The sequence below is a fragment of the Kribbella sp. NPDC055110 genome, assembly GCF_053607525.1.
Genome location: NZ_JBSGTS010000037.1, coordinates 17580 through 43497 on the forward strand (window position 1 = coordinate 17580; position 25918 = coordinate 43497).

At 68.6% G+C, this 25918-nt stretch carries 25 protein-coding genes and 1 tRNA gene; 12 read left to right on the forward strand and 14 right to left on the reverse strand.

Going from position 1 to position 25918, the window contains the following annotated elements; all coding sequences use genetic code 11:
* Positions 1–19: 19 nt before the first annotated feature.
* The 3 genes from ACWF0M_RS35035 (at position 20) to ACWF0M_RS35045 (ending at position 3337) form a co-directional block, all read left to right on the forward strand.
* Positions 20–820, forward strand: coding sequence for a hypothetical protein (locus ACWF0M_RS35035; RefSeq protein ID WP_452240050.1), 801 nt, complete (start codon positions 20–22; stop codon positions 818–820).
* Positions 821–917: 97 nt separating this feature from the next.
* Complete coding sequence (locus ACWF0M_RS35040) at positions 918–2489, forward strand: alkaline phosphatase D family protein (RefSeq protein ID WP_452240051.1); 1572 nt, start codon at positions 918–920, stop codon at positions 2487–2489.
* Complete coding sequence (locus ACWF0M_RS35045) at positions 2486–3337, forward strand: galactose-binding domain-containing protein (RefSeq protein ID WP_452240052.1); 852 nt, start codon at positions 2486–2488, stop codon at positions 3335–3337. The genes ACWF0M_RS35040 and ACWF0M_RS35045 overlap by 4 nt, the downstream gene beginning before the upstream one ends.
* 68 nt (positions 3338–3405) lie before the next feature.
* Here ACWF0M_RS35045 and ACWF0M_RS35050 read toward each other — a convergent pair whose 3' ends face one another.
* Both ACWF0M_RS35050 and ACWF0M_RS35055 read right to left on the reverse strand, forming a co-directional pair.
* A complete protein-coding gene (locus tag ACWF0M_RS35050; RefSeq protein WP_452240053.1) occupies positions 3406–3942 on the reverse strand; it encodes a hypothetical protein in 537 nt (178 codons plus the stop codon).
* 61 nt (positions 3943–4003) lie between these two features.
* Positions 4004–4077, reverse strand: a tRNA-Gly gene (locus ACWF0M_RS35055).
* Between the two features lie 416 nt (positions 4078–4493).
* Between ACWF0M_RS35055 and ACWF0M_RS35060 the strand changes: the two genes are divergently transcribed.
* Both ACWF0M_RS35060 and dcd read left to right on the forward strand, forming a co-directional pair.
* Positions 4494–4934, forward strand: coding sequence for a MarR family winged helix-turn-helix transcriptional regulator (locus tag ACWF0M_RS35060; protein WP_452240054.1), 441 nt, complete (start codon positions 4494–4496; stop codon positions 4932–4934).
* 144 nt (positions 4935–5078) lie between these two features.
* Positions 5079–5654 carry a dCTP deaminase gene (gene dcd / locus ACWF0M_RS35065; protein ID WP_452240055.1) on the forward strand — a complete coding sequence of 192 codons (576 nt, stop codon included), beginning with the start codon at positions 5079–5081 and terminating at the stop codon, positions 5652–5654.
* Between the two features lie 48 nt (positions 5655–5702).
* Here the strand turns inward: dcd and ACWF0M_RS35070 are convergent, their stop codons facing one another.
* The 4 genes from ACWF0M_RS35070 to ACWF0M_RS35085 form a co-directional block, all read right to left on the reverse strand.
* Complete coding sequence (locus ACWF0M_RS35070) at positions 5703–7214, reverse strand: hypothetical protein (RefSeq protein WP_452240056.1); 1512 nt, start codon at positions 7212–7214, stop codon at positions 5703–5705.
* A 193-nt stretch (positions 7215–7407) separates the two neighbouring features.
* Complete coding sequence (locus tag ACWF0M_RS35075) at positions 7408–7653, reverse strand: hypothetical protein (protein WP_452240057.1); 246 nt, start codon at positions 7651–7653, stop codon at positions 7408–7410.
* A gap of 146 nt (positions 7654–7799) precedes the next feature.
* Entirely contained in the window at positions 7800–8636 is an 837-nt protein-coding gene (locus tag ACWF0M_RS35080; protein ID WP_452240058.1) for a DUF4097 family beta strand repeat-containing protein, read from the reverse strand.
* On the reverse strand, positions 8633–9409 hold the full coding sequence (locus ACWF0M_RS35085) for a hypothetical protein (RefSeq protein WP_452240059.1): 777 nt from the start codon (positions 9407–9409) through the stop codon (positions 8633–8635). The genes ACWF0M_RS35080 and ACWF0M_RS35085 overlap by 4 nt, the downstream gene beginning before the upstream one ends.
* Positions 9410–9508: 99 nt before the next feature.
* On the opposite strand from ACWF0M_RS35085, the gene ACWF0M_RS35090 reads away from it, so the two are divergent.
* Positions 9509–10303, forward strand: coding sequence for an SDR family NAD(P)-dependent oxidoreductase (locus ACWF0M_RS35090; protein WP_452240060.1), 795 nt, complete (start codon positions 9509–9511; stop codon positions 10301–10303).
* On the opposite strand, the gene ACWF0M_RS35095 is transcribed toward ACWF0M_RS35090, so the two are convergent.
* Both ACWF0M_RS35095 and ACWF0M_RS35100 read right to left on the reverse strand, forming a co-directional pair.
* Positions 10238–10999: a CPBP family intramembrane glutamic endopeptidase gene (locus ACWF0M_RS35095; protein WP_452240061.1), complete on the reverse strand. Its 762-nt coding sequence runs from the start codon at positions 10997–10999 to the stop codon at positions 10238–10240. The two genes, ACWF0M_RS35090 and ACWF0M_RS35095, sit on opposite strands and share 66 nt — an antisense overlap.
* Complete coding sequence (locus ACWF0M_RS35100; protein ID WP_452240062.1) at positions 10908–11588, reverse strand: TetR/AcrR family transcriptional regulator; 681 nt, start codon at positions 11586–11588, stop codon at positions 10908–10910. Before ACWF0M_RS35100 ends, ACWF0M_RS35095 begins: the two co-directional genes overlap by 92 nt.
* A gap of 197 nt (positions 11589–11785) precedes the next feature.
* Here ACWF0M_RS35100 and ACWF0M_RS35105 point away from each other — a divergent pair, with 197 nt between their 5' ends.
* Entirely contained in the window at positions 11786–13903 is a 2118-nt protein-coding gene (locus ACWF0M_RS35105; RefSeq protein WP_452240063.1) for a hypothetical protein, read from the forward strand.
* A 96-nt stretch (positions 13904–13999) separates the two neighbouring features.
* Entirely contained in the window at positions 14000–16489 is a 2490-nt protein-coding gene (locus ACWF0M_RS35110; RefSeq protein ID WP_452240064.1) for a polysaccharide lyase family 8 super-sandwich domain-containing protein, read from the forward strand.
* Here ACWF0M_RS35110 and ACWF0M_RS35115 read toward each other — a convergent pair.
* From ACWF0M_RS35115 to ACWF0M_RS35135, 5 genes are all read right to left on the reverse strand, one after another.
* On the reverse strand, positions 16467–16979 hold the full coding sequence (locus tag ACWF0M_RS35115) for a MarR family winged helix-turn-helix transcriptional regulator (protein WP_452240065.1): 513 nt from the start codon (positions 16977–16979) through the stop codon (positions 16467–16469). The genes ACWF0M_RS35110 and ACWF0M_RS35115 overlap by 23 nt on opposite strands.
* Positions 16976–17575 (reverse strand): DJ-1/PfpI family protein, encoded by a 600-nt coding sequence (locus ACWF0M_RS35120; RefSeq protein ID WP_452240066.1) that lies wholly within the window; start codon positions 17573–17575, stop codon positions 16976–16978. The genes ACWF0M_RS35115 and ACWF0M_RS35120 overlap by 4 nt, the downstream gene beginning before the upstream one ends.
* A gap of 218 nt (positions 17576–17793) precedes the next feature.
* A complete protein-coding gene (locus ACWF0M_RS35125; protein ID WP_452240067.1) occupies positions 17794–19017 on the reverse strand; it encodes a DNA polymerase III subunit beta family protein in 1224 nt (407 codons plus the stop codon).
* A gap of 34 nt (positions 19018–19051) precedes the next feature.
* The gene (locus ACWF0M_RS35130) at positions 19052–19570 is read right to left on the reverse strand and encodes an AAA family ATPase (RefSeq protein ID WP_452240068.1); all 519 of its coding nucleotides are present in this window, start codon (positions 19568–19570) and stop codon (positions 19052–19054) included.
* A gap of 16 nt (positions 19571–19586) precedes the next feature.
* Positions 19587–20738: an anhydro-N-acetylmuramic acid kinase gene (locus ACWF0M_RS35135; protein WP_452240069.1), complete on the reverse strand. Its 1152-nt coding sequence runs from the start codon at positions 20736–20738 to the stop codon at positions 19587–19589.
* A 132-nt stretch (positions 20739–20870) separates the two neighbouring features.
* Between ACWF0M_RS35135 and ACWF0M_RS35140 the strand changes: the two genes are divergently transcribed.
* The 3 genes from ACWF0M_RS35140 to ACWF0M_RS35150 all read left to right on the forward strand — a co-directional run bounded on the left by ACWF0M_RS35140 (position 20871) and on the right by ACWF0M_RS35150 (position 23291).
* On the forward strand, positions 20871–21377 hold the full coding sequence (locus ACWF0M_RS35140) for a SigE family RNA polymerase sigma factor (RefSeq protein ID WP_452240070.1): 507 nt from the start codon (positions 20871–20873) through the stop codon (positions 21375–21377).
* A complete protein-coding gene (locus tag ACWF0M_RS35145) occupies positions 21374–22234 on the forward strand; it encodes a hypothetical protein (protein WP_452240071.1) in 861 nt (286 codons plus the stop codon). Before ACWF0M_RS35140 ends, ACWF0M_RS35145 begins: the two co-directional genes overlap by 4 nt.
* 310 nt (positions 22235–22544) lie before the next feature.
* A complete protein-coding gene (locus tag ACWF0M_RS35150) occupies positions 22545–23291 on the forward strand; it encodes an endo-beta-N-acetylglucosaminidase H (protein WP_452240081.1) in 747 nt (248 codons plus the stop codon).
* Here the strand turns inward: ACWF0M_RS35150 and ACWF0M_RS35155 are convergent.
* Complete coding sequence (locus ACWF0M_RS35155) at positions 23279–23794, reverse strand: histidine phosphatase family protein (RefSeq protein ID WP_452240072.1); 516 nt, start codon at positions 23792–23794, stop codon at positions 23279–23281. The genes ACWF0M_RS35150 and ACWF0M_RS35155 overlap by 13 nt on opposite strands.
* A gap of 79 nt (positions 23795–23873) precedes the next feature.
* Between ACWF0M_RS35155 and ACWF0M_RS35160 the strand changes: the two genes are divergently transcribed.
* Positions 23874–25733 (forward strand): acyl-CoA dehydrogenase, encoded by a 1860-nt coding sequence (locus ACWF0M_RS35160; RefSeq protein ID WP_452240073.1) that lies wholly within the window; start codon positions 23874–23876, stop codon positions 25731–25733.
* Positions 25734–25918: the final 185 nt, after the last annotated feature.

Here is a 25918-nt window from a genome sequence, read left to right on the forward strand (position 1 = left end):
CTGGGGAGGAAAACGCATCATGAAGTTCCGCGCCGCCGTGGCCACCGCGGCCGCCGTACCACTCGCCCTCGGCCTAGCCGCCTGTGGAGGAGAACCCAAGGCCACCGGCTACAAGCCGTCGACCCCGGCCACCACCTCGGCCGCACCCAAGCCGGTCGCCACCAACACGGTCGCGCCGCCCAAGCCCGCTACGGTCGCCCACCTGAACCGCGTGACCTTCGTCCCGGCGATGACGTCGGCGGTCAGCAAGCAGAAGACCTGGCACACCGTCGGCACGGTCACCGCCAACGGCTCGACCGTGATGACGATGGACGGCTACCAGACCACGAACCCGGTCGCGATGTCGATGGAGATGGCCGGTGCGGCGTTCCAGGGCAAGACCGCGAAGGTCATCCTGATCAAGAACGTCGGGTACGTCTCGATTCCCGGGGTGACGCCGGCGGGGAAGTACAAGAAGTTCACGACCGGCCTGAACGACCAGCTGAGCGAGCTGGCCGCGGGCGGTGACCCGACCAAGATCTACAAGTCCTTCGACAAGAGCATGGTCGACCTCAAGTTCGTCCGCACCGAGACGATCGGCGGGCAGCAGCTCGACCGGTACGCCGTGACCGTGAACGCCGCGAAGGCGCTCGCCGCCCAGGGCAAGAAGGTCCCGGCGGGGATGCCGAAGACGCTGACCTACTCGATGTGGCTGGACAAGTCCCACCTGGTCCGGCGGATGACCTTCGACCTCAGCGGAGTGTCGATGGTGATGACCATGTCCGACTACAACAAGCCGGTGAACATCACCGCGCCGCCGGCGAGCAAGATCGTGAAATAGGCCGGTATCGGTCATTTTCTCACCCCGTTGTGTGAACTTCTCGTAATCTTCCGTTACGGATGTGATCACCTCAGGATGATCGGGTGGGTGGGTGCCGATGCCGACTACACGACGCAACTTCCTTACTGTCAGCGGAGCCGCGGCGGCGCTCGCGCTGAGCGGCAGTCTTCCGGAGATCAAGACGGCCGCGGCGGGATGGACCGGCCGGGTCGACCGGCGGGATCCGTTCACGCTCGGTGTCGCGTCCGGCGATCCGTTGCCGGACGCGGTGGTGATCTGGACCCGGCTGGCCCCCGATCCACTCGCGCCGTTCGGCGGGATGGATCGGCGGCCGGTCGAGGTGCAGTGGCAGGTCGCGGAGGACGAGCGCTTCCACCGAATCGTCCGCTCCGGCACGGCCAGGACCGGGCCCGAAGCGAGCCACTCGGTGCACGTCGACGTACGTGGGCTGCGTCCCTGGCGGCACTACTGGTACCGCTTCCGTGTGAACGGGCAGCTCAGCCCGGTCGGTCGGACCAAGACCGCGCCGGCGTACGACGCTGTCGTTCCTGAACTCTCGCTGGCGTTCGCGTCCTGCCAGGCGTGGTGGGAGGGCTGGTACACGGCGTACGCCGACATGGCCAAGCGCGACCACGACGTGGTGTTCTTCCTGGGCGACTACATCTACGAGTTCGGGATCGATCGCGGTATCCGGCCGCATTCGAACGAGCCGTACATCACCCAGCAGACCGTGACGCTGGACGAGTACCGGCAGCGCTACGCGGCGTACAAGATGGACGCGGATCTCCAGAGCGCGCACGCGAACGCGCCGTGGATCGTGACGCTCGACGACCACGAGGTGGTCGACAACTGGGCCGACGAGGCGCATCCGAGCGCGCCGCCGGCCCAGTTCCGGGTACGTCGTGCCAACGCGTTCCGCGCGTACTGGGAACACATGCCGCTGCGGCTCGCGCAACTGCCGAAGGGGCCGGACATGCAGCTGTACCGGCGGATCAGGTACGGGCGGCTCGCGGAGTTCAACGTGCTCGACACGCGCCAGTACCGGTCGGACCAGGCGTACGGCGACGGCACGAAGGCACCCGGACCGGAGACGGCCGACCCGGCGCGCACGATCACCGGTGACGCGCAGGAGAAATGGCTGCTCGACGGATTCGCGGCATCGCAGACCCGGTGGAACGTGATGGCCCATCAGACCGCGATCGCCCGCCTCGACACGAAGGACGGGCCGGGGGTGCTGGTCCCGATGGACACCTGGGACGGGTACGAGGCGTCGCGGAACCGCATCCTCGGCGGCGCGGCACAACGCAACGTCCGCAACTTGGTGTCGATCGCGGGCGACCTGCACCGCAGCGTGGCGTCGGACCTGAAGCTGGACTTCAACGATCCGGCGTCGGCGACAGTCGGCGCCGAGTTCGTCGGTACGTCGATCACGTCCGGGATCGACGGTGAGGACCTCGACGCCGGCGGCGCGACCTTGCTGAGGGAGAACCCGCACATGAAGTTCGGCAACTTCCAGCGCGGGTACGTCAGTTGCTCCATCACGCCGCAGCGGTGGATCTCCGACTACCGCGTCGTCGACAAGGTGTCCGTCCAGGGCGGCAGCGTGAGCACTCGCGCCAAACTCCTCGTCGAGGACGGCCGCCCCGGCATCGCGGAGGTACAGAAATGAGGATCCCCCGACAGACCGTCGTCGCGGCCGGCACCCTGCTGGCGGCCGCCCTGCTCGGCTCCGGTTCGATGCCTGCGGCAACGTCCGACGTGGCGGTGAGCGTCGCCCCGGAACAACTGAGCGTCGTCGGGCTCCCGTGCTTCCCCGCCAGCCTCAACCTGACGATGACCAACACCGGCAGCCAGGACCGGTACGCCGACCTGACGCTCGAGCCGACCGGTCCGCTGCAGCTGTCCCGGACCCTGTTCTCGTCGTGGCTGCCCGCCCTCGATCCCGATCAGCCCGTCTCCGCGCCGGTCGAGATCCGGGTCCCGCGCGACACCAAGCCCGGCTCGTACAAGATCGGCGTCGAGGTCGACCGGAACCAACTGACCGTCCCGGTGACCGTCGAGCCGCTGCCGTCGAAGGGTCCCGGTGACAACCTCGCGCTCGGCGAACAGGCGACCGCATCCTCCACCCACGGCAACTTCACCCTCTGCGGCGCCGTCGACGGCGACAAGGACCCAGAACACTGGGACACCCTGACCGGCTGGAACGACGGCACCCGCGCGGTCTTCCCCGACACGTACGACGTCGCGCTGTCGACACCCGCCACCGTGAACCGGGTGGAGCTCTACACGCTCGACTCGGTGAAGTACCCGGCGCGCGTCAACGGCCTCCGCGACTGGGACGTCCAGGTCAAGGTCGGCGGTGCATGGCAGACCGTCGCCCAGGTCCGCGGCAACACCCAGGGCCACGTCACGTCGACATTCGACCCCGTCCAGGCGGACGCCGTACGCATCCTCTGCCTCGACGGCAACGACCACACCTACTCCCGCATCGTCGAACTCGAGGTCTACGGAACCTGACCCAACCGGTTGATCAAGGCAACGGTCCCGCCCTTGCCTAGATCAACCGTTTGACCCAAACGATCGCTTCAGCCCGAGCTGCCCAGCAGACCAAAGTGCCGCAGGGTGCACTCAGCCACCTCGTGCGACCCAAGCCTGCTGGTGTCGATAACCAATTCATCCAGGCCCGCCACCTCGAGCCGCGCGGCGATCTCATCGCACCGCTCGAGATGCCACTCCAAAGCCAATGTCTGACTCGCGCTGTAACGCCCGCGCAAGCGCTGCCTGGTGATGTGGGCATCGGCGGTGAGACGAACCATCCGGACAGGCTGCTCAACCGCAGCCGCGTAGCGCTCCCGAGCGGCCTCGGTACTGATCACCCCGGACATCACCAACTGCCGCGGACCCACCGCCCGATAGCTCTTCCAGACCGCCGCGATGTTGTGTGCCTCGATCAGAGCATTGTCCTGATCGGCAGGCGGCCAGGAGCGGTGGAACCAGTCGACGTCCATCAGGCTGAACGGCCGGCCGGCGTTCGCGAGCAGGTCGCCGACGTGGTCGAGGGCGGCTGACTTGCCGACGCCGTACCCACCGTTCAGAAAGATCGCGTAATCGGCCTCCGACACGGCGAATCCTCCCTGGGACGACAAAACCCGCAGGTCATGCCGCTGACCTGCGGGGTTTCGGTGGAGCGGGTGACGGGAATCGAACCCGCACTGTCAGCTTGGGAAGCTGATGTTCTGCCATTGAACTACACCCGCGCGGCCGGTCTCCCGGCAGCGGAGAAGAGCATAACCGATCGGCCCACATCCCGGCACCGCGGGTCCGGCGCGCCGGACCGGGAACACCCGGCGAGGACTGGGAACAGGCAATGGCCTGTTCCCGGTCGCCGGCGCGTGTCCCAAGTCCGGCGGAGGACGACAGGGTGGTTGTTGCCGGATCAGGGGGTTGGGTGCTCAGAAGATGCCGAACGCATCGAAAAGGGCGAGGCGGACGGTTTGCGCCGGGGGTTCTTGGGCAGTTTTTCACAAAGGGCACGTTCAGGACTGGGCAGGTTCGTCATCTTCTGGCAGATTAGAACGCGTTGCCGGGGGCAACATTCGACGCAACGTGAGGATGCGGTCCTCGCCGGGACCGGACAAGATGGTTGCGGGGCAACTGGATGAAGGGGTGAACGGTGGCAACAGAGACAACTGACGCGGTGGACAACCTGGAGAAGGAACTCGTCACGTTGGCACGGCGGCTGCGCGGTCTGCAGCGGACGCTGTCCGACGAGGCGCATCCGGACCTGGAGCCGGCGCAGTACGCGTTGCTGAACCACGTCGAGGAGCTGGCGCCGGTGCGGATGGCCGACCTGGTGGCAGCGCTCGAGGTGGACAAGGGACCGGTCAGCCGGGCCTGTGCGCGACTCGAGGAGGAGGGCCTGCTGAAGCGGGCCGCCGACAAGTCGGACGCGCGCGCGACCCTGCTGACGCTGACCGCGGCCGGAAAGCGCAAGCTGACCGCGGCCCGGAAGAAGCGGCACAAGGTGATCGAGGACCTGCTCAAGGACTGGTCGCCCGCGCAGGTGAAGACCTTCGCCACCCAGGTGTCGAAGTTCAACAAGCTGGCCAACTAGAGATAGTTGCCTCAGGCCCACGGTCTGGTGGTGTGCTCCCGCCGGGGAGCTGAGGGCTCCGGACGACTCACCACCAGGCACGGGAACGGGCCTGACCGGCAACTCGAGCTGTGCGGACGAGCGGCACGCTGCTAACGTGCGACCGTGCTGCTCTCCGACCGTGACATCTTGGCCGAGCTCGACGCGAAGCGGGTCCAGCTGGATCCGTTCGATGCTGCGATGGTGCAGCCGTCGAGTGTCGACGTACGGCTGGACCGGTTCTTCCGGGTCTTCGAGAACCACCGGTATCCGCATATCGATCCCGCCGAGGAACAGCCCGACCTGACCCGGCTGGTCGAGCCCGAGGGCGGCGAGCCGTTCATCCTGCATCCCGGTGAGTTCGTCCTGGGATCGACGTACGAGCTCGTCACGCTCCCCGACGACGTCGCCGCCCGCCTCGAGGGCAAGTCGTCACTGGGCCGGCTCGGCCTGCTGACCCACTCGACGGCCGGCTTCATCGACCCGGGCTTCTCCGGCCACGTGACCCTCGAGCTCTCGAACGTCGCGACGCTGCCGATCAAGCTCTGGCCCGGTATGAAGATCGGCCAGCTGTGCTTCTTCCGGCTGTCCTCCCCCGCCGAGCACGCGTACGGCTCGTCGAAGTACGGCTCCCGGTACCAGGGCCAGCGCGGCCCGACCCCGTCCCGCTCGTACCAGAACTTCCACCGCACCGACATCTGACAGACGCAAAGGCCCCGGGATTCCCGGGGCCTTTCCGTTTCAGCTGGGTCAGGCGGTCGGCTTCAGGTAGACGAGGACCGCCTGCAGGTCGTCGGAGCCGTAGCCACTGCCCTTCGGCTGCTGCCGGTAGACGCCACCGTACGGCGAGACCGCGGCCGGCGACGACGGCGTGCCGTTGTACAGGCTCATGTCGCCGCCACCGGAGGAAGAACCATTCGACGGGGTGTCACCGGACGACGGGGACTCGCTGTCCGACGGAGTGTCGCCGGACGACGGGCTGTCGCTCGAACTCGCGCTCGGGGTGCCCGATGCCGACCCGCTCGGCAGGTCCTGACCGGTCTTCGCGTCGAGCAGCACCGCCTGCTTCTCGGTCTGCACGTACACAACGCCGTGGAACGCCGCGGTCACGTTGGGCACCACGCGCCCGCCGGACTCGCTGGTGTAGCCCCACGCCTTCTTGCCGGTCTCGTCGTCGAACCCGAGGATCTCCTGGGGGCCGGTCGGCTGCCGCTCCCGGCAGACGACCGAGCTCGCCTGGTCCCATTGGCAGTCATAGCCGCCGGAGTCCCGAGCCGCCAGCCCGGGCACCGACTTCACCACGGCGCCGGTCGACAGATCCACCGAGTAGAGCGAGCCGACCTCGCTCATGCTGGCCTCCGCATACACCGTGCCGAAGAAGAAGCCGTGCTTGGCGCCACCGGCGAGCGGCGTCAGCGAGCCCTGCTTCAGCGGAACCTGCTTCGTGACCTTGCCGCTCGCACCGTCGACGAGCAGGACCGCGGCGTCGTTCGCGTTCTCCTTGCTCTCGTCCCTCGCGACCGCGACCACACCGCCGTGCACGGCGCCCGGAAGGACGCCCGGCACTACCGTGGCCTTCTTCGTGCTCGGGTCCGCGTACACAGCCGCGGTCCGCACGTCCCCGGTCAGGCGGCCCATGATGGGGGTCACACCGATCGCGACCTGGCCGGTCTCCGGGTCGTACTCCACGTTCTGCAGACTCGGAGTACCGGACGCGACGGCGCCGGTCCCGTCCACCGTGCTCACCGGCGCCGAAACCTCGGCGAGCTTCTGCCCGGTCGCGACGTCGATCCACTGGATCAGCACCAGGCCCTGCGGTTTCTGGGTACCGCCGCCCTTGTCGGCCTCCGCGTAGGCGACCAGCGCGACATCCTTGCCGTCGACCTTGACCGCCACCGGGGCGGACGCGTCACTGACGGTCGTGGTCTCCGCCGCGGTCGACTTGATCTCCCAGGCCTTGCTCGGGTCGGCGACGTCGTGGGCGGTGATACCGCGGTAGTTGGCGAACAGGGCCACCTGGCCGACCATGCCCGGCTTGGCTTCGTCGTACGTGTCCCGGCCCTTGTAGTCGGCCACGGGGTACGCCGCCGCGGCGGCGAAGGCCTTGGGCGGGTCGAAGGACGGGACGGCCGGGGCGGACGGCGTCGGCGAGTTGGTCGAGGTGCCGCCGTTGTTCTGCGAGCCCGATTCGGACTTCTTGTCGTTGCCGCCGCAACCGGCTACCAGGATCAGGGCTGCGGTGACAGCTGTGGTTGCCACCATCGGACGCAACATCGTAGGTTTCTCTCCCAGGTCGCCGAGAATGATCGCCTGAACGCTAGCAGTGTCCACGGGTCCGCCCGGCAGTTATCCACAGGCATTGCACCAACCTGCAGCAGCTAACGACGACAGGCGAGGCCGAGTCGCTCGAGTACGGCGTAGAGCGCGGCGGCCGCGCCGTTCACCGGTACGCCGTTCACCGGACGATCGAGAGCCCGGTCCCGCGGTGGCGCGGCTGCGGCTCGGTCAGCGGCCGGGTGGCCGGCTCGGTCAGGCGGCGGGAGGCGGGCTCCAGACGGTCGGCCAGCTTGCGCAGCGCACCCGCCAGCCCTTCCCGCGGGCTGGTCCGCGTCGTGTCCTGGCGCCGCAGCGCCCGGGCCTCGGCCGCCCGGACCTGCTCGGCGACGCGGTAGCGGGCAACTTCCTCTTGCTGGGTGATCATGATCGTGCTCCCCTCGCGTAATCCCCGTGATCTGGTGTTTCGGCAGTGCTTCGCCCAGGTCCCGCCCTGAGGCGGGACCTCTGGCTCCCCTACATCAACCCGACGAACCCGACCACGCCGATCCGACGCGTGCGGTCGTACTCGGGTCAGACCTTGACGACGGTGATGTCGCCGGAGACGGTGCGGGCCCGCAGCATCAGCGCGCGGTCCCCCTCGGCCGGCTTCTGGCCGGGCTCGAGATCGCACCGGATCCGCCCGGTGACCGTCTTCAGATCCAGGTACGTCGGAAGTCCGTCCGGGACCCCGATCTGTACGTCGCCCCGCGCCGTCTCGGCCTGGACGCTCGGCCCGTCGGCGATCTCGACCGTGACGTCGCCGGAGCCGGAGGTGGCGACCGAGTGGTCGCGGATCCGCTCGATGGTGATGTCACCCGAGCCGACCTTGACGGAGGTGGGACCGGCCGCGTCGCCGACCGTGACGTCGCCGGAGCCGGTACTCAGGCCGAGCGCGTCGCCGGCCTCCTCGATGTCGATCGAGCCCGATCCGGTACCGGCCCGGACCGCGCCGGCGGCCGACTCGACCTTGACGTCACCGCTGCCGGTGTTGACGCCGAGCTCGTGCTCGACCCGGGTCAGCCGGACGTCGCCGGAGCCGGTCGCGAGTCGCGCAGAACCGAGCGGCACCTGCGACACGATGTCGCCCGAACCGGTCTTGACCCGGGCGTCGAGGACCGCCGAGGTGGCGATCCGGACCGTGATCTCCGGGCCGCGGCGGACGTTGCGCGGGCTCTCGACGACCAGCTCGCCGTCGGTGACCTCGAAGATCACGCCCTCGTCGTCGCCCTCGACCTCCATCGAGACCACGGTGCCCTCGCCCTCGGGGTTGGGCCCGAGCTCGACCAGGCCGGAGCCGATCTCGATCCGGATCCGGTCGATCCGCTCGTTCTCGTCGTCGATGAACTGGCTGGCGCTACGCTCGCTCATTCTGCCCATCCCGTCAGTCGCTGGCCCGGGCCGTGTCCGCCACGGCCGCGTTCCTTGTCCTCGCGTCGCCGGTCCTTGTCGTCCCGGCGGCGGTCCCGGTCGTCACGGCGCCGGTCGCGGTCGAACCGGCCGCGGTCCTGGCCGAAGACGCCTTCCTCGCCGAACGGTCCGTTCGGACCGAACACGCCGTTCGGGCCGAAGACCCCGTCGGGGCCGAGCGGTCCGTTCGGACCCAGCGGGCCCTCCGGGCCGAACACCGGGCCACGCGGCGGGCGCGGCGGCCGGGGTGGGCGCGGACCGCCGCGGCGGCGCTCGCTGAGCTCGGTCATCACGGTGCGCATCAGCCACGCGTTCGAGGAGATCCCCTCGGCGTCGGCGGCCTCGTCGACCTTGTTCTTGATCGACATCGGCAGCCGCAGCGTGATCCGCGCGGTCGGCTCGTCGGCGTCGAACACGAACTGCTCGTCGCCGTCGGCGCCGGTCTCGTCGTCGATGTCGTCTTCGATCTCGTCCGGACCGGTCAGCTGGCTGGGCGCCGGCGTGACCACGAACTCCGGGCGGCCGCCAGCCATCCGGAGCTCGACCGAGCCCGGGGACAGCTCACGGCTGATCTCCCCGGCGGCGTCGGACAGGGCTGAGATGAGGACCAGACGGCCCGCGTCATCCAGCGTTGCCCCGAGGCGCTGAGCCACGGAGCGGGTCTGCTCGTCGGCCAGGGCGGTGGCGTTCTCGACGCTCCGCCGGACCGACTCGAGGTAGTGGTCAAGTTCCATGACGCAAGCATGACGTCATGGTGACGTCACTGTCAACCCCAGTTGATGTCAGACTGCCGCCACAGGCACAATGGTGTGCAGTCATCGACAGGAGGAACAGTGTCCAGAGGAGTACTGATCACCGGTGCGTCACGGGGTGTCGGCGCGGCCGCCGCGCGGGCGTTCGCGGCCGCCGGCGACCGGGTCGTGCTGCACTGCCGGGGCGCGATCGATCGCGCCGAGGAGGTCCGCGCCGGACTGCCCGGTGAGGGCCATGCAGTGGTCGCCGCTGACCTCGGCGATGCGACCGCAATCCCTTCCCTGGTTGCGGAATCGGCCACCGCGCTCGGTCGCATCGACGTCCTGGTGAACAACGCCGCGATGTTCGTCGACGAGCCGGTCGCGGGCTCCCGCCGGTTCGGTCACCCGCTGGCGGAGACGTCGTACGACGAATGGGTCGCGACGTGGCGTCGTACCCTCGCCGTCAACCTCGAGGGCGCGGCGCACGTGACCTGGTGCGTGGCGCGGCAGATGCTCGACAAGGACCCTGCGGACGGCGTACGGCGGGGTGCGATCGTCAACGTCGGGTCGCGCGGCGCCTACCGGGGGGAGCCCGACGTCCCGGCGTACGGCGCCTCGAAGGCCGGACTGCACGCGCTCGGGCAGTCGTTGGCGGCATCGCTGGCGCCACATGACATCACCGTGACGTCAATCGCGCCCGGTTTCATCGCCACCGACATGACCGAGACGTTCCTCGCGGGTCCCGGCGGCGACGCGATCCGGGCGCAGAGCCCGTTCGGCCGCGTCGCGACCGCCGACGAGGTCGGGAACGCGATCTACTGGCTCGCCTCAGCCCAGGCGAACTGGGCGAGCGGCGCGGTCCTCGACTTCAACGGCGCGTCGTACCTGCACTGAACTGACCACCACGGCGGCGATCGTCCAGACCACCGCGAGGACGGCCATCGGGAACAGGTCGCCGTCCTCCTCGGTGAACAGCAGGATCAACGAGAGGTTGACGGCGGCGTGCGCTGCGGTGGCGACGACGAGGTTGGTACGTCGTGCGCCCCGCAGCACCGCACCCATCACCACCGAGAGCGCGGTCGCCATCACGACGAACAGGCCCATATACGCGAGCCCGTGCTCGAAACCGCCGATATGCCAGAAGCCCCACAGCACACCGACGACCAGCGAGGAACGCAGTACCGAGAACCGGGTCTGCAGGTAGGGCTGCAGGTACGCGCGCCACCCGAGCTCCTCGCCCGCCGCGCCGACGATCATCGTGATCACGAGCACCCCGAACGGGAACGGCGGACTCTCCGCCCGCCAGGTCCGGCCCGCGACCACGTGCACGAGCACGGACGCGAGCATCGCAGCCACGACGATACCGACCACCAGCGCGCTCCGCCCGGCCGCGACGGCCACCGGCGTGAACCGCGCGTCGATCCGAGTGGTACGGCGGAACAGCAAGAACATCACGCCGACGCCGAGGGCCGGCGCGAACTGGACCAGCTGGATCAGATCAGGACTCGGTCCGGTCGCCGCCTGCAGCGCGTTGAGGATCCCGCTGAAGACCATCGTGATCAGGTAGAAGACCAGTACGCGCAGGAACATCGTCACTCCTGAGATAGGGGGCGATCATCAGGTCGAGCTGCTCGGACAGGAACTCGCTCAGCGAGCCCCAGCCGTTCACCGCCCAGACCTGGAGCGCGCCGTTGAAACAGACAAGGGTGTGCCGGGCCAGCGCCGGTACGTCGGTGTCCGCGCGGAGCTCACCGACGTCCACCGCGGCCCGGTAGAACGTGTCGCAGCTGTCGACGATCGCCGCGGAGTGCGCCAGCGCATGCGCCCGGAACTCCGGATCCGCGACGTCGAGCTGGACGAAGCCGAGGCCGTTGCCGAGTTCCTCGCGACGCTTGATGTGCGCGACGGCCGACAGCGCGAAATCCCGCAGTGTGGCGAGCGGCGAGGCGTTCCGCGCTGCGGCCTCCTCGGCGGCGAGCTTGACCATCAGCGGCGACCGGGCCGCGGACGCGAGCAGCAGACCGCGCTTCGACCCGAACCGCTGCATCAGCGTCGGCGGCGCCAGCCCGACCCGGGAACCGACCGCTGCGAGGGTCAGTTTCACCGGTCCGAGCTCGGCCAGGACCTGGCGGGTGGCATCCAGGATCGCGTCGTCACTCACCAGCCGCGGCCGGGCCATGTCAGCGCCTCCTGGTTTGTGAACAGCCATTCGTTAATACACGAAATCGTAACAGATCCTTGTTGGCTCAGTTATTCAGTGACAACGGGTGAGCATCCGGACACAGCTGTCGCCACCGAGAGGGGTCCGGACCGGTGCACCCGCCGTCCGGTGCACCCGTCCGTGGGCCGGGCTCGTCGGACAACGGGAGCCTCTTCATGCGTTTCGCCCGCATCACCCTGGGTCTGCTGCTCGCACTGTCAGGCCTGCTGACCGCCATTGCCGGAGCAGCCGCTGCCTTCTGGCTGGTCGGCCCGGACAACACGATCTCGACCCCCAACCGCCAGTTCGCCAGCACAGGCCTCGCGGTTGTCAGCGCACCGTCCCTCCTCGACCGGCACGGTCCGACGCTGCACGTGAGCGCGTCGGGCGACAAGCCGCTGTTCATCGGCGTCGGTCAGGACCTGGACGTCCGCGACTACCTCTCGGGGGCCGCGCACACCCGGCTGACGCGGTTCGAGCCGCCGGCCACGTTCGCCACGGAGGAGCTGCGCGGCGACACCAAGAAGCTGACGCCGCCCGGCGACCTCGACTGGTGGGTCGCGCACTCCGCGCCCGGCGCGCAGGCCGTCAACTGGCCGATCCAGGACGGGCTGTACGACGTGGTCGTGATGAACGCGGACGGTACGCCGGCGGTCGGCGCGCAGGTCACGTTCGGCATCGAGGTGCACCGGCTGTTCGGTATCTGCCTGCTGGTGCTCGGGGCGGGCGTTCTGGTGCTCGCACTCGGCCTGGCGCTGGTGCTGCGCCGCCGCCCGGCGGTGAAGGAGATCGCGGACACGACCGAGATCCCGGTCATCACGAACAACCGCATCCCGGCGCTGGCGTCGACCGCCCCGGCCAAGCGTGAAGAGGAGCAGTACGCCCCGGCGTACCGCGTCTCCCCCTTCGCCCCCGACCGCGTCAGCCCGTTCGCGCCACTCACCAAGAAGGACGACCAGCCCGCCGAGCCGGCAGCGGCGGAGCTGACACCCGCCGCGGACACCCCGGCCGCGGCGGCTCCGGCGCAGGTCAGCCCGGCTCCGGTCAAGGCGCCTGTTCGGCAGGTGCCGGTGCGGCCCGCGGCGGTTCGGCCGGCTGCTGCTGTGCCGGCGGCGCCGGTGTTCATGTCGGCTGCTGCGGTCGCGCGGGCCAAGTCGCCCGTGCTGATCGGTGTCGGCGCCTCCCAGCGGCACGACGAGCCCGCGCAGACGACGTACGCCGAGCCTGCTGCAGATCCCGCCGAGAGTGTCGCGGAGGAGACTGTCCCGCTGGCAGCGTCGCCGGAGTTCGTGAAGAGCGACGAGGCGGTGCGGCGTACGGCGGCGCTCCTGGCCAGCGGCGCGATGTTGCTGACGGCAACCAGCTGCGGGCTGATGCCGCCGAAGAACACGATGACCGCGGCGGACTCCCGCCCGGCCGTGACGCTCGCCGACGCGCAGGCCGTCGTCCAGCGGTACAACCAGCTCAACAACCAGGCGAACCGGACCCGGGACGCGAAGCTGTCCGCAACGATCGAGGGCAACCCGACCCTCGCGCAGACCCAGGCGGGCTTCCTGATCGGCCGGAAGCTCGACGCCGCGGGCAAGGACGTGTCGAAGCCGTTCAGCTACACCGACCCGGAGATCGGCGCACCGCAGTTCGCGTCGTACCCGATGCGGTTCGTGGTCAGCTCCGGCGTCTCGGACGCGCCCGGCAGCCGGCAGCTCGGCGTCTGGCAGCGGGAGAACGCCGGCAGCCCATGGCTGCTGACGCACTCGATCTACCCGCCGAAGGCCGTGGAGTTGCCGTCCGTCGACGGTCTGCGGACGCCGACCGCGGACGACCTGAGCAAGCTCCAGGGCCGGCCCGAGGCGGTCGCGAAGGACCTCGCGGCGTACCTCACCGGTGGCAAGAACGCGCCGCAGTCGCGTCTGTTCACGCCGACAACCAGCCTGACCAAGATGCTCGATCTGCGCGCGAAATCGAAGGCGGCCGACACCGCGGAGCCGTACATCGCCGGCGTCACCGACGCGTTCGCACCGTCCGGCGTTCCGCTGACGTTCATCACGGAATCCGGCGACGCGCTGGTGTTCCTGACACTCACCGAGCAGTACCTGCAACGCGTCGAGCCGGGCTCGAACGCGTACTGGACCAGCGGCGAGGCAACCGCGTTCAGCAGCATGGTCAAGTACACCCAGACCCTGCACCAGGACTACCTGCACCAAGTCGCCGTGGTCATCCCGGCCAAGTCCTCGGGTGACGCGGTTCGGGTCCTGTCGATCGACCCCCAGCTCATCGGAGCCGGCGGCGCCTGACAAGTTATTGAGAAGTCAGCGGTAAGCGGTTGCTGAAGGATAGTTCCGGCTGATTGACTCTCGGGGTTAGGTTTTCCCATCCGCCCGGGAGCACCAGTGGATCTCACCCGCCGTCGTCTGCTGTCCTTCGTCCCCGCGACCGCATTGCTGGCCGCGGTCAACCCAACCCCGGCAGCGCACGCCAGGCTGAACGCCGACCCCAGCCAACTGCTGGCCAACGCGATCGCGATCTACGCCGGTACGGCGGAATCGAACGCGCGCGCCGACGTCGCCGCGAAGGTCACCGCGATCGATACGACGGCCCGTACCTGGTTGTCCGCGCTCGACCGCGCCGGCGCTGGCGAGCTGTTCGCCGGCCTCCCGCTCGGGACCAGCGATCCGAACCTGAGCTCGTCGTACCAGCACCTCTACGAGATCGCCCTCGCGTACCGGCGCCCCGGACCGGCCTCCGACCTGCAGAGCAGCGAGCAGGTCCGCGCGCGGATCGCGGACAAGCTCGTCTGGCTGCATGACAACTACTACGGCGACCAGTCGAAGGGGTACTACGGCAACTGGTTCACCTGGGAGATCGGCATCTCGACGTACGTGTCGAAGACGCTCGCCCTGATCAACGCCCCGGCCGACCTGATCACGCGGTACGTCGCCTCGATGGACGCGTACCTGCGCAACGGGAAGGACGGCGACGTCGACCTCGACTCGCGCTTCCACACCGGCGCGAACCTCGTCGACATCACCGCGAACCGGGTCCTCCAGGGCGCCCTGCTGAACGACGACACGCGGATCCGGAAAGCGCTGCAGGACCAGTTCACGGTGTTCGCGACCGTCGACCCGTACAACCTGCAGCACGGCGTCACCGACGGGTACTACGCGGACGGCTCGTTCGTCCAGCACGCATCGGTCGCCTACACGGGCTCGTACGGAAAAGCCCTGCTCAGCAGGGTTGTACAGACGATCAAGGTGCTCGACGGGACGGAGTACGCGCAGAGCGACGACCTGGTCGGCGTGGTGCAGGGCTGGGTCGAGCACGGGTTCGCGCCGCTGATCTTCGAGGGCTGGATGATGGAGATCGTCAAGGGTCGCGCGGTGTCCCGGACTGCGACCGGGTACGACGATGTCGCGGTCGTCGTGGAGGCGATCGTCGACCTCGCGGACTACGCGACCGGCGCGGACTCCCAGCGGTTGAAGGCCTTCGCGAAGTTCACCGCGCGACCGACGATCAACGCGAATTCCTTTGTCTCACCAGTGAGCATCGGACGTTTCGCGGACATCAAGAACGATCCCGCGATTGTGCCGGCCGACCTCAACCCGGCGGCTCTCAGTACTGCGTTCAATGCGATGGACCGGACTGTGCACCGCAGGCCGACGTACGCGTTCGCGCTGGCGCGGAACTCGTCGCGGATCAGCAAGTACGAGTACATGAGCGGCGAGAACCTGATGCCGTGGTTCCAGGGCGACGGCGCGCACTACCTGTACCTCGCCGGTCAGGATCAGACACAGTCCTTCGGCGTCGACTACTTCACCACGGTGTCGCCGTACGCGCTGGGCGGCGTGACCGCGCCGGTCGAGACACGCAAGTCGATCCCGGAGCTGTACGGGACGGCGTACTACGACAATGCCTCGTTGGGTTTCACGGCCTCGTCGGAGTCGCAGAACACCTACGTCTACTTCCCGGTCGGCACCAACGCGTACTCCGGTGGCGCGACACTCGATGCGTTCGGCGCGGTCGGCTGGGTGCAGTCGGACGATTTCGCGTACGCGTCGCGGGAGGCCCTGCCGGACGATTTCGTGGTCTACCAGAACGCGTCGGCGACCAAGTCGTGGTTCCTGCTCGACGACGAGATCGTCGTACTCGCGGGCGGTGTCGGCGACGCGACCCGCGCGGTCACGACGACCCTCGACACCCGCATCGCCGGTGCCGCCGACCCCGTGACGATCACCGGCGTACGACGTGACGGTCAGAACTGGACGGGGACCGGGGACCCGCGTTGGCTTCGCTACGCCAACGGCACCGCGTCCGTCGGCTACTACTTCCTACAGCCGACTCAACTGTCGGCAGATCTCCAGACCGTCACCCGGAGCCGCCGGGTGGTGCGCACCTCCAACCCGGACACCGCAGTCACCAAGCAGGTGTTCGCGGTCACCGTCACCCAACCGGCCGGTGCGAAGCGCGCACTCGCCTACGCATTGGTGCCCAACGCAACGGATTCCGCGTTGAAGTCGTACCAGCACGGCCGCATCGTGACGCTCTCGAACACCGTGAAAATGCAGGCGATCCAGCATCTCGGACTCCGGCTCACTGCCGTCAACACCTTCACATCCGGTCCCCACAACCTTCCGGGACTGAGCGTCGACGGTCCGGCCTCACTGCTCATTCGCCGGCAGTCCTCGAGCGTGCAGGTTGCCGTTTCCGATCCCACAACGCAGCGCGACAGCATCATCCTCAATCTGCGGGCGCAGTACCTCAAGCCCGCGGTGCCCGTCGACGGGGTTCAGGTGACGCGGACGGTGACGGGGACGCGGCTGACGTTCAGCACGCGGCATACGTACGGGCGGAGCCTCGCGATCAAGCTTCTTCCAGCTTGGTGATCAGGGTCTGCAGAGTGCTGAGCGTCGTACGGAGATCCTCGAGGTCGACGGCCTTGGCGAGGTCGGTGGTCCACGGGCCCTGGGCGAGCGAGATCTGCCGGATCGCCCAGTAGCCGGCCTCGGTGCAGGCGAGCAATTTGGCGCGGCGGTGGGCCGGGTTCGGGCGGAACTCCGCCAGACCGCGTTCAACCAGCAGGTCCGCGATCCGCTGCACTCCTTGCCGGCTGACGCCCATGATCCGGCCGACGTCGGCGACCGAACGCGGCTCGTCGAGGACACCGCCGAGCACCTGCCACCAGGCCGCCGTGATCCCGCCGTTCGCCGCCATGCCCTGCGCGGCCTCCATCAGCCGCGCGTTCAGCCGGAAGGTGGCGAGGACGACGTCCGTCAACACCACACCGCCCTCGGACCGCTTGCCGACCTCCGGCCATTCCGAACGGGGCGGAACGTCCACCGCGCGCCCGGTCCGCACCTGATCCTTCGGCGTCATCCCACCAGGGTCGCGTAGGCAGCCGGGTCGGCGCGGTGGAACACGCCCTCGTACGCCTCCCGCTTCCGCTCGTCCGCGAGCTCGAGCCGCTCCATCACGGCCCGCGCGAACTGCACGGGCGAGTCCGGTCCGGCCGTGATCAGATCCCGGTCGACGACCGCGCGCGCATCGACGTACCGCTCCGAACCCTGATAGCCGGTCGCCTGCAGGTACTCCTTCGCCGCGCTCGTGTGCTTCCGCTCGTCGAGCAGCCCGGCGCGAGCCAGCCCCGCCGTCGCACCACAGATCGCCGCCACCGGTACGCCGGCATCGAGGAAGTGCCCCGCCAGCTTCGCGAACGCCTCGCCACCACCCATGTCCCACTGCCCCGACCCGGCAAGCACCAGCAGATCACCCGTCTCCGGTGCCACGTCCGCGATCGTCACATCCGGCACGACCCGCATCCCACCCATGGTCACCACGGAATCCAACGTCTCCCCCACCGTCATCACATCCCACGGCACCCCGGTGAACCGCCCAGTCCGCAACTCCACCACCAAATGCCCAATCTCCCAGTCCGCGAACGTGTCATAGACCGCCACATATGCTGTGCTCATAGACAACATGCTGTCATCACGACACCATGTTGTCAATATGCCACCCCTCGGCTCACTTTGAGCCTGGGTCAACCAAAAAACGGCACCCAAAACGGTCGAACCGTGCCCAAGGTGCCCGGACCCGCCGGACGGCGCCACTTTGTGCACGAGATCTGTGCGGGTCGGGGCTGGAACTGCGGATCTGGTGCACAAAGTGCGCCAGCCGTAGTAGGTCCGGTTCACCCGTCCAGCCGGACGGGCATGACGAGGGTGGTGAACGTGCCCTGGTCGGCCGACCGTACGACGACTGGTCGCGACGGCTCGCAGATCTCGAGTAGTACGTCCGGCCCGACGCTCGCTTCGAGCGCGGCCGCCAGCAGGCTCGCGGTGAACCCGATCCGCACCGACCCGGTCCCGATCGCGTCGAGCTTCACCTCGTCGCCGATCCGCAGACTCTGCTGATCGATGTCAAAGGCAACAACATCTCGTCCGGCGAGCACGTCCAGCAAACCCACGCGATCGACCACCACCCGGCACGCCGGCGGAGTCAGCCCGTCGAGGATCTGCCCGTACGCCGGATACTCAGCATCAACCGCCTGCAGTTCACGTGACTCGTCGCCCCGCACCAGCATCAGGCCGCCGTTCACCTCTACCTGTACGACGTCTCCCGCCGCAGCCCACCGACTCAACGCAGCCAGCTCGTCGGCCCGCACCAGCACCCGCGTCGCCATCCCGCCGAACTCCACCGGCCGCACGGTCCGCACCGCGAGCCGATACCGATCCGTCGCAACGAAGGTGACCTCGTCCGGCCCCAACTCAATCAGTACACAGCTCAACACCAACCCGAGGTCGTCACCCCCCTCGGCACTACCTGAGCCGACTGCACTGACGGGAGTGGACGGGCCACCGGAGCCAACCCCATCAGCCGAGTAGGTCCAGGTGCGGGCAGCGCCCGCCCGCGCAGGAGAGTCCGTGGCGCGGGCAGCGCCCGCCTGCGCAGGAGAGTCCGTGGCGCGGGCAGCGCCCGCCTGCGCAGGAGAGTCCGTGGCGCGCGCGGGTGGGGGTGGGGTTGCGGTGGGGGTTACTTGGCGGATGGCGCTGGCTAGTTCGGGGCCGCCTAGGTGGGCTGTGGTTTTTTGGGAGAGGAGGTTGGTGAGGAGGCGGGTGGCGGCTGTTCGGGTGGCGGTGGACTTGGCTTCCAGGGTGCGGAGGTGGGCGCGGACCAGGTCGGCGACCTCCGAGGCGGGAGCGTCCAGAGCGAGGCGGACGTCCGGGAGTGGGAGGTCGATCTCGCGGAGGTCGCGGAGTAACTGGGCTCGGGGTTGTTGTGACCTGTCGTAGTAGCGGTAGCCGTTCGTCGCGTCGACCTCGGCGGGTGGGAGCAGACCGCAGTCGTCGTAGAACCGCAGCGCACTCGGCGCCAGTCCCACCAGCCGTGCGAACTCACTGATCGTCAGCCTCATGGCCCCGACCTTCATCCCTGCACCGACTCGAAGGTCAACTCCGGAACCGGCCCCACAGGCTGAGCGTCTTGCCGAACCGTTCGCCGCGGATCCAGTCGAGGATGCTCTTCGCGACCCGCTCCGGCGGCACGTCGCCGCGCACCGACCGCGGTACGAGCTTGCGGATCTCGGCCGCGTCCGCGAGCGCCTCGTCGATCTCCGCGTCCGGCCAGCCACGTCGCGCCAGCCGCTTGCGCCGTACGGCGTCCGGACAGTCCAGGTGCAGCCACCGGCCCTCGGGCAGCTCGGCCGGTTGCGCCGGGGACAGCAGCAGGACCGGTATGCCGGAGCGCCGGATCAGCTCGGTGATCCGCAGCCAGACGGCGTTGTACGCCGGCCAGATCGGCGCCGCCATCGGACTCGCGATGTCGATCCCAAGCAGCCGGCCGTTGTCGTCCAGCAGCTCGTCCATGTCCATCACGACCAGGTTCCCAGGATTCAGCCGAACCAGCTCCGGCACGACCGTCGTCTTCCCCGACCCAGGTGCCCCAGTCACCACGAACAGCCTCGTCATAGGGACTAGTGTGCGGTCACGTGACCAGGAGGCGCATCGGTGGGCGTGCTTCGCCGGACGTTGTCGGGAGTCCGCTCAGGCCGGGGGTGACCGAGCCGAGGACACTCGAGTGCCCCGCGCCGGTGCAGCTGGGGACTGTGCCGCTGAGACCGTGGACGGTGAGGAATCCGAGTACGGCGAACGCGTACGCCTCCTTCGCCGCCGACGGCATCCCCAGCTCGTCGGTGGTCCGGACCGGAACCTCCAACTCGTCCGCGAGCAGATGCATCAGTGCCGGGTTCTGGATCCCGCCACCCGATGCGACCACCTCGGTCCCGCCGTACCGCCGTACCGCGTCGGCAACGGTCCGCGCCGTCAGCGTGGTCACCGTCGCGACCAGGTCCTCCGCCGGGATCACCGGCAACCCCTCCATCGCGTGGGCGAGGTACGCGAGGTTGAACAGCTCCTTTCCCGTCGACTTCGGCGCCGGCCTCGCGTAGTACGGCTCGGCCAGCAACCGCCCGAGCAGCTCCTCGTGCACCTGCCCGCGCGCAGCCATCACCCCGTCCGCGTCGAACGGCCGCCCGGTCAGCTCCGTCACGACCGCATCGATCAGCGCATTCGCCGGACCGGTATCGAAGGCAACCGGTTCGTCCTGGACAACCGTGATGTTCGCGATCCCGCCGAGATTCAGCGCCACCGGTACGCCGGGACGCCCGCGCAACCACAGCACGTCGAGGATGCTGACCAGCGGCGCGCCCTGTCCACCCGCCGCCACGTCCCGCGCCCGCAGGTCCGACACCACCGGTACGCCGGTCGCCTCCGCGATCCAGGCGGGCTGCCCGAGCTGTAGCGTCCCGCGCACCGACCCGTTGTCGACCCAGTGGAACACCGTCTGCCCGTGCGACACGATCAGGTCGGCGTACCCACCGCAGAGCTGCTCGACCGCCTGCCGCGCCACCGCCGCGAACGACTGCCCGATCCCGGTGTCGAGCTTGCACACCTGCTCGACCGACGTAGACGCCGGCGGCAACGACGCCGCGACGGCCGCCCGCAGCTCGTCCGGATACGGCTGACTCAACATCCCGAGCGGCGTCAGCACCAACTGGTCGCCGTCCAGCCGCAGGTCCGCGGCAGCGGCGTCGATCGCGTCGTACGACGTCCCGGACATCAGCCCGATCACTCGCATGTCACTCCCGTCGATGGCCGGTCGCAGCGTCCATCTTCGTGCATGACCAGCCGGCTCCGCGAACCCGGGAAGCAACCATCCGCACACTGGCGGGGTTCTTCTCAGTAGAGCGACGATGGACGGGGAGGGTGGATGGGTACGCGAGACGAGGACTTCGACGACTTCGTCCGCGGCAGCGCGACACGGCTGCTGCGGACCGCTGTACTGCTCACCGGCGATCGGGGAGCGGGCGAGGACCTGGTGCAGGAGACGTACGAACGGCTGTACGTCCATTGGCCGCGGATCCGGACCGGGGCACCCGAGGCGTACGCCCGCAAGACCCTGACCAACCTGGTCGCCAACAGATGGCGGACCAGACTCCGCCGGCCCAGCGAAGTCGCGCTGGCCGAGAACCACGACCAGCTGCAGCCGGACAGTTCCGAGGGGTACGTCGTACGCCGCGACCTTCTCGCAGCGCTCCAGGAGCTGGCGCCGCGGCAGCGCGCCGTCATCGTGCTGCGGTACTACGACGACCTGACCGAGGCGCAGACCGCGGAGGCCCTCGGCTGCTCGATCGGCACCGTGAAGAGCCAGGCCTCACGCGCCCTCGATCGGCTCCGGCTGATCACCGAACCCGCAATCCTGGAGGGACTGCGATGACCGAGACCTACCTGAAGGAGCGGCTGGCCGCCGATGTCGACGACGTCGAAGCTCCGCCGGACCTCCTCGACCGTGCCCGCATCGGCGGCGTCCGCCGGCTCCGACGGCGCCGGTTCACAGCACTAGCTGGGAGCTCCCTGGCCGTGGCGGCGATCGCCGCCGTGGCGTTCGGACCTGCCGTTCGCGACCGAGCCGACCAGCCGCCGGCGGCGACGCCGACTCCGGCTACCACCACACAGTGGGTCGACCCGATCACGCCGAACCCGCTCGACCGCTACGCGACCCTGATGACCAAAGAAACCGGGGGCGACCTTGCCGGGGACAGCGCCTATCTGGCCCAGGTTCTCGCGACCTGGCACGACACGCAGCGTAAGGATCGCGGCAAGCTGATCGATCCCGTCGCCGGAGACGTCTGGGCCGCCCTGCGCGCCGAACCACGGATCTATTGGGCTGGAAGCACCCCCGCCGGCCGGATCGCGATCATGGTGCAGCACTACCAAGGCCCGCGCCCGGACCCGTCCGCCATGCCAACGCTCAAGGACGGACGCCCGAACCCCGCTCTCAAGTCCAACGGCATCGGCACCGTTGTCGCCATGGTGCGCGACGACGCCCAGGGCCGTCCGCAGGTCGAGGAATTCGTGACCGCCTATGACGACTTCAGCTTTCCCTATTTCAAGATCCGGGACCCCGGGAAGTCCACCTTCTTCTACGTCGTCGTGAGCATGGGCAAGCGGCTCGGGTGGCGTCCGCCAGATGGCAGGTCCACACCGTTCGTCTTCAAGGACGGCGTCGCCGTGACGGAGATTCCCATTGGTCTGATCGACCGGATGTACATCGATCCGCTCCCCGCACGGTAGCCTGCCAACCCCTTGACACCGGGTGGTCACGGATCGATGATCGGTGTCGCTATACCGGTTTATCTCCTCTCGCCGCCTGGGCATTCGGCCAGGCGGCGACGGGTACTTAACCGATATAGCGATACCGCCCATCGTTTGACGAGGAGTCGATCAGCTCATGAAGCGAAGGACCCTGTTGTCAGCCCTGGCCGCCGGAACCGCCGCGGCCGCCACCGGTGCCGCGCTGCCCGCCGAGGCCGCGGACAAGCGCCGCCCGCGGGCGAAGACCGGCCCGGTCACCGTCGCGTACATCGAGGTCAACGACCACAGCATGCTGAGCGCCGGCAAGTACACGCTGGCGAACGGCGGCGCACAGGTGATCGACGTCGCGGTGATCTTCGCGGCGAACATCAACTACGACGGCACGAACGCGTACCTGCACTTCAACGACCAGGTGACGAGCGTGCTGGACAACGTCGCCACCCAAGTCCGCCCGCTGCAGCAGAAGGGCATCAAGGTCCTGCTCTCGATCCTCGGCAACCACCAGGGCGCCGGCTTCGCGAACTTCCCGGACCAGGCGTCCGCCGACGCGTTCGCGCAGCAGCTCGCGGACGCGGTCGACGAGTACGGCCTGGACGGCATCGACTTCGACGACGAGTACGTCGAGTACGGCAACAACGGCACCGGCCAGCCGAACGACTTCTCGTTCGTCTACCTGGTCCAGGCGCTCCGCGCGAAGCTCCCGAACAAGCTCATCACGCTCTACGACATCGGCCCGTCCGCCGAGCGCCTGACCTACAACGGCCAGAGCATCGTCGACACCTTCGACTACGGCTGGAACCCGTACTACGGCAGCTGGGGCGTCCCGTCCGCACCGAGCGCCAAGTCGCGCACGTCCCCAGCCGCGGTCTCGTACACCGCCACCAGTTCCAGTACGGCGGCCTCCCTCGCGCAACGCACCGTCGACGAGGGGTACGGCGTCTTCCTCACGTACAACCTCACCGAGTCCGACACGTCGTCGTACATGAGCGCCTTCACCCAGAAGCTCTACGGCAGCGCGACGGTCTACAAGCCGTAGACCCAGCCGGGCCGCCAGTCGAACGGCTCCTCGATCAGCTCCGCCAGCGGGGCTCCACTGCCCACGAGATGGTCGAGGGCCCATCGGTTGGCCGAATGCGCAACCACCAGCACGGTGGCCGCGTCATACCAGCGCTTCAGATCGGCAAGGAACGATCGGGTCAGTTCGGCGACATCGGCGTACGACTGACCGCCCGGAAACGGGGTGTGGACGCGCTCGACCCTGGGGGCGAGCGCGTCCCGCGGCGCGCCGTTCAGTTCGCCGTAGTTGCACTCGCGCAGCCGCCAGTCCTGGAAGTGCGGGACGGTCAGCCCGGACAACTCGACCGTCTGCACCGCCCGTCGCAGGTCCGAGCTGAACACCACGTCGACACCGCGTCGCCGATCCCCCAGCTCTCGCGCCTGCTCGCGACCCGCGGCGGACAGCTCACCTGGCAACCAGCCCGTCGCCACGCCCTGCTCGTTGTCGATCGTGGTCGCGTGCGTCTCGTAAATCAGCTTCATACCTCACAGTCAATCTCTCTTTGCCCTCGTTACCGGCCGGTATATACTCAAGTTACTGGCGAGTTAACTAGGAGCCTCTGTGAGCCATTACAAGTCGAATCTGCGGGACATCGAGTTCAACCTGCTCGAGGTGCTGGGCCGAGGTGACGTGCTCGGTCAGGGCCCGTACGCCGAGATGGACGTCGACACCGCCCGCGAGGTGCTCGCGGAGGTCGACCGGCTGGCCAAGCACGAGCTGGCCGAATCCTTCGCGGAGGCCGACCGGAACCCGCCGGTCTTCGACCCGGAGGCCCACGAGGTCCGGATGCCGGAGGCGTTCAAGAAGAGCTACCACGCCTACATGGACGCCGAGTGGTTCAAGCTCGAGCTGCCGGCCGAGCTGGGCGGTCAGCCGACCCCGCCGTCGCTGCGCTGGGCCGCCGCCGAGCTGGTGCTGGGCGCCAACCCGCCGGTGCACATGTACGCCGCCGGCCCGAACTTCGCGCACGTGCTCTGGCGCAACGGGACCGAGCGGGACCAGAAGATCGCGCACCACATCATCGAGCGCGGCTGGGGCGCCACCATGGTGCTGACCGAGCCGGACGCCGGTTCCGACGTCGGCGCCGGGCGGACCAAGGCCACGCTGCAGGACGACGGCTCCTGGCACATCGAGGGCGTCAAGCGGTTCATCACCTCGGGCGAGCACGACATGACCGAGAACATCATCCACCTGGTCCTCGCGCGGCCGCAGGGCATCGAGGGTGTCGGCGGTCCGGGGACGAAGGGCCTGAGCCTCTTCGTGGTTCCGAAGTACGACTTCGACCTCGAGACCGGTGAGCTGACCGGCGAGCGCAACGGCGCCTTCGTGACGAACGTCGAGAAGAAGATGGGCATCAAGGTCTCGACGACCTGCGAGATCACCTTCGGCGACGGCGTTCCCGCGAAGGGCTGGCTGCTCGGCGAGGTGCACGACGGCATCGCGCAGATGTTCCAGGTGATCGAGTACGCGCGGATGATGGTCGGCACCAAGGCGATCGCGACGCTGTCGACGGGCTACCTGAACGCGCTCGAGTACGCCAAGGAGCGGGTCCAGGGCGCCGACATGACGAACCCGGCCAAGGACGCGCCGCGGGTCACGATCACCCACCACCCCGACGTACGGCGTTCGCTCCTGACGCAGAAGGCGTACGCCGAGGCGCTGCGGGCGCTCGTGCTGTTCACGGCGACGTACCAGGACCGGGCCGAGCAGGCGCGGTACGCGGGCGAGCACGACACGCTCGCCGAGGGCGTCAACGACCTGCTGCTGCCGCTGGTGAAGGGCTACGGCTCGGAGAAGTCGTGGACGCTGCTCGGCACCGAGTCGCTGCAGACGTTCGGCGGGTCCGGCTTCCTGCAGGACTACCCGATCGAGCAGTACGTGCGGGACGCGAAGATCGACACGCTCTACGAGGGCACGACCGCCATCCAGGGCCAGGACCTGTTCTTCCGCAAGATCATCAAGGACCAGGGCAAGGCACTCGGCCACCTCGCCGAGCAGGTGCAGGCGTTTGTCGCCTCCGAGGCCGGCAACGGCCGCCTGAAGGAAGAGCGCGGGCTGCTCGCGAAGGGCCTCGAGGACACGCAGAAGATCCTGGGCATCATGGGGCAGGCCCTCATGGCCGCCAACCCGCAGGCGGAGAACGGCGACCCGCGGAACGTCTACAAGGTCGGCCTCAACACCTCCCGGCTGCTGTTCGTCCTCGGCGACGTGGTCTGCTCGTGGCTGATGCTCCGGCAGGCCGAGGTCGCGCTGGAGAAGCTGGGCGGCGAGCTGTCCCCGGCCGACCAGGACTTCTACACCGGCAAGGTCGCGGCGGCCCAGTGGTTCGTCCGCTCGACGATGCCTTCGGTCCGCGCCGAGCGGATCAAGGCCGAGCTCACCGACCTCGACGTGATGGACCTCCCGGAGTCCGCCTTCTGAGGTTGCGGCCGGTGCTCCTCCGGCTCGGCCACTTGCGCGGGTCGAGCCGGAGGTCGGGGCCGTCGGCAAGAAAGTCTCGGGGCATGAAATCGGCTGATCTGCCCCGGGTTGCCCCACGATCTGCCCTGTTGCGGAGCGTGTTGGTGTAGCAACGTTTCTGCCCTGAAACACCGTGACCCTGGCTT

Coding starts and splice junctions, on each gene's coding strand:
- ACWF0M_RS35075 (WP_452240057.1), bottom strand. CDS start 7,653: ATGATCACCCAGCAAGAGGAAGTTGCCCGCTACCGCGTCGCCGAGCAG.
- ACWF0M_RS35080 (WP_452240058.1), bottom strand. CDS start 8,636: ATGAGCGAGCGTAGCGCCAGCCAGTTCATCGACGACGAGAACGAGCGG.
- ACWF0M_RS35040 (WP_452240051.1), top strand. CDS start 918: ATGCCGACTACACGACGCAACTTCCTTACTGTCAGCGGAGCCGCGGCG.
- ACWF0M_RS35145 (WP_452240071.1), top strand. CDS start 21,374: ATGACCGAGACCTACCTGAAGGAGCGGCTGGCCGCCGATGTCGACGAC.
- ACWF0M_RS35085 (WP_452240059.1), bottom strand. CDS start 9,409: ATGGAACTTGACCACTACCTCGAGTCGGTCCGGCGGAGCGTCGAGAAC.
- ACWF0M_RS35035 (WP_452240050.1), top strand. CDS start 20: ATGAAGTTCCGCGCCGCCGTGGCCACCGCGGCCGCCGTACCACTCGCC.
- ACWF0M_RS35135 (WP_452240069.1), bottom strand. CDS start 20,738: ATGCGAGTGATCGGGCTGATGTCCGGGACGTCGTACGACGCGATCGAC.
- ACWF0M_RS35095 (WP_452240061.1), bottom strand. CDS start 10,999: ATGTTCCTGCGCGTACTGGTCTTCTACCTGATCACGATGGTCTTCAGC.
- ACWF0M_RS35150 (WP_452240081.1), top strand. CDS start 22,545: ATGCTGAGCGCCGGCAAGTACACGCTGGCGAACGGCGGCGCACAGGTG.
- ACWF0M_RS35115 (WP_452240065.1), bottom strand. CDS start 16,979: ATGACGCCGAAGGATCAGGTGCGGACCGGGCGCGCGGTGGACGTTCCG.
- ACWF0M_RS35045 (WP_452240052.1), top strand. CDS start 2,486: ATGAGGATCCCCCGACAGACCGTCGTCGCGGCCGGCACCCTGCTGGCG.
- ACWF0M_RS35100 (WP_452240062.1), bottom strand. CDS start 11,588: ATGGCCCGGCCGCGGCTGGTGAGTGACGACGCGATCCTGGATGCCACC.
- ACWF0M_RS35130 (WP_452240068.1), bottom strand. CDS start 19,570: ATGACGAGGCTGTTCGTGGTGACTGGGGCACCTGGGTCGGGGAAGACG.
- ACWF0M_RS35155 (WP_452240072.1), bottom strand. CDS start 23,794: ATGAAGCTGATTTACGAGACGCACGCGACCACGATCGACAACGAGCAG.
- ACWF0M_RS35125 (WP_452240067.1), bottom strand. CDS start 19,017: ATGAGGCTGACGATCAGTGAGTTCGCACGGCTGGTGGGACTGGCGCCG.
- ACWF0M_RS35105 (WP_452240063.1), top strand. CDS start 11,786: ATGCGTTTCGCCCGCATCACCCTGGGTCTGCTGCTCGCACTGTCAGGC.
- ACWF0M_RS35120 (WP_452240066.1), bottom strand. CDS start 17,575: ATGAGCACAGCATATGTGGCGGTCTATGACACGTTCGCGGACTGGGAG.
- ACWF0M_RS35140 (WP_452240070.1), top strand. CDS start 20,871: ATGGGTACGCGAGACGAGGACTTCGACGACTTCGTCCGCGGCAGCGCG.
- ACWF0M_RS35070 (WP_452240056.1), bottom strand. CDS start 7,214: ATGGTGGCAACCACAGCTGTCACCGCAGCCCTGATCCTGGTAGCCGGT.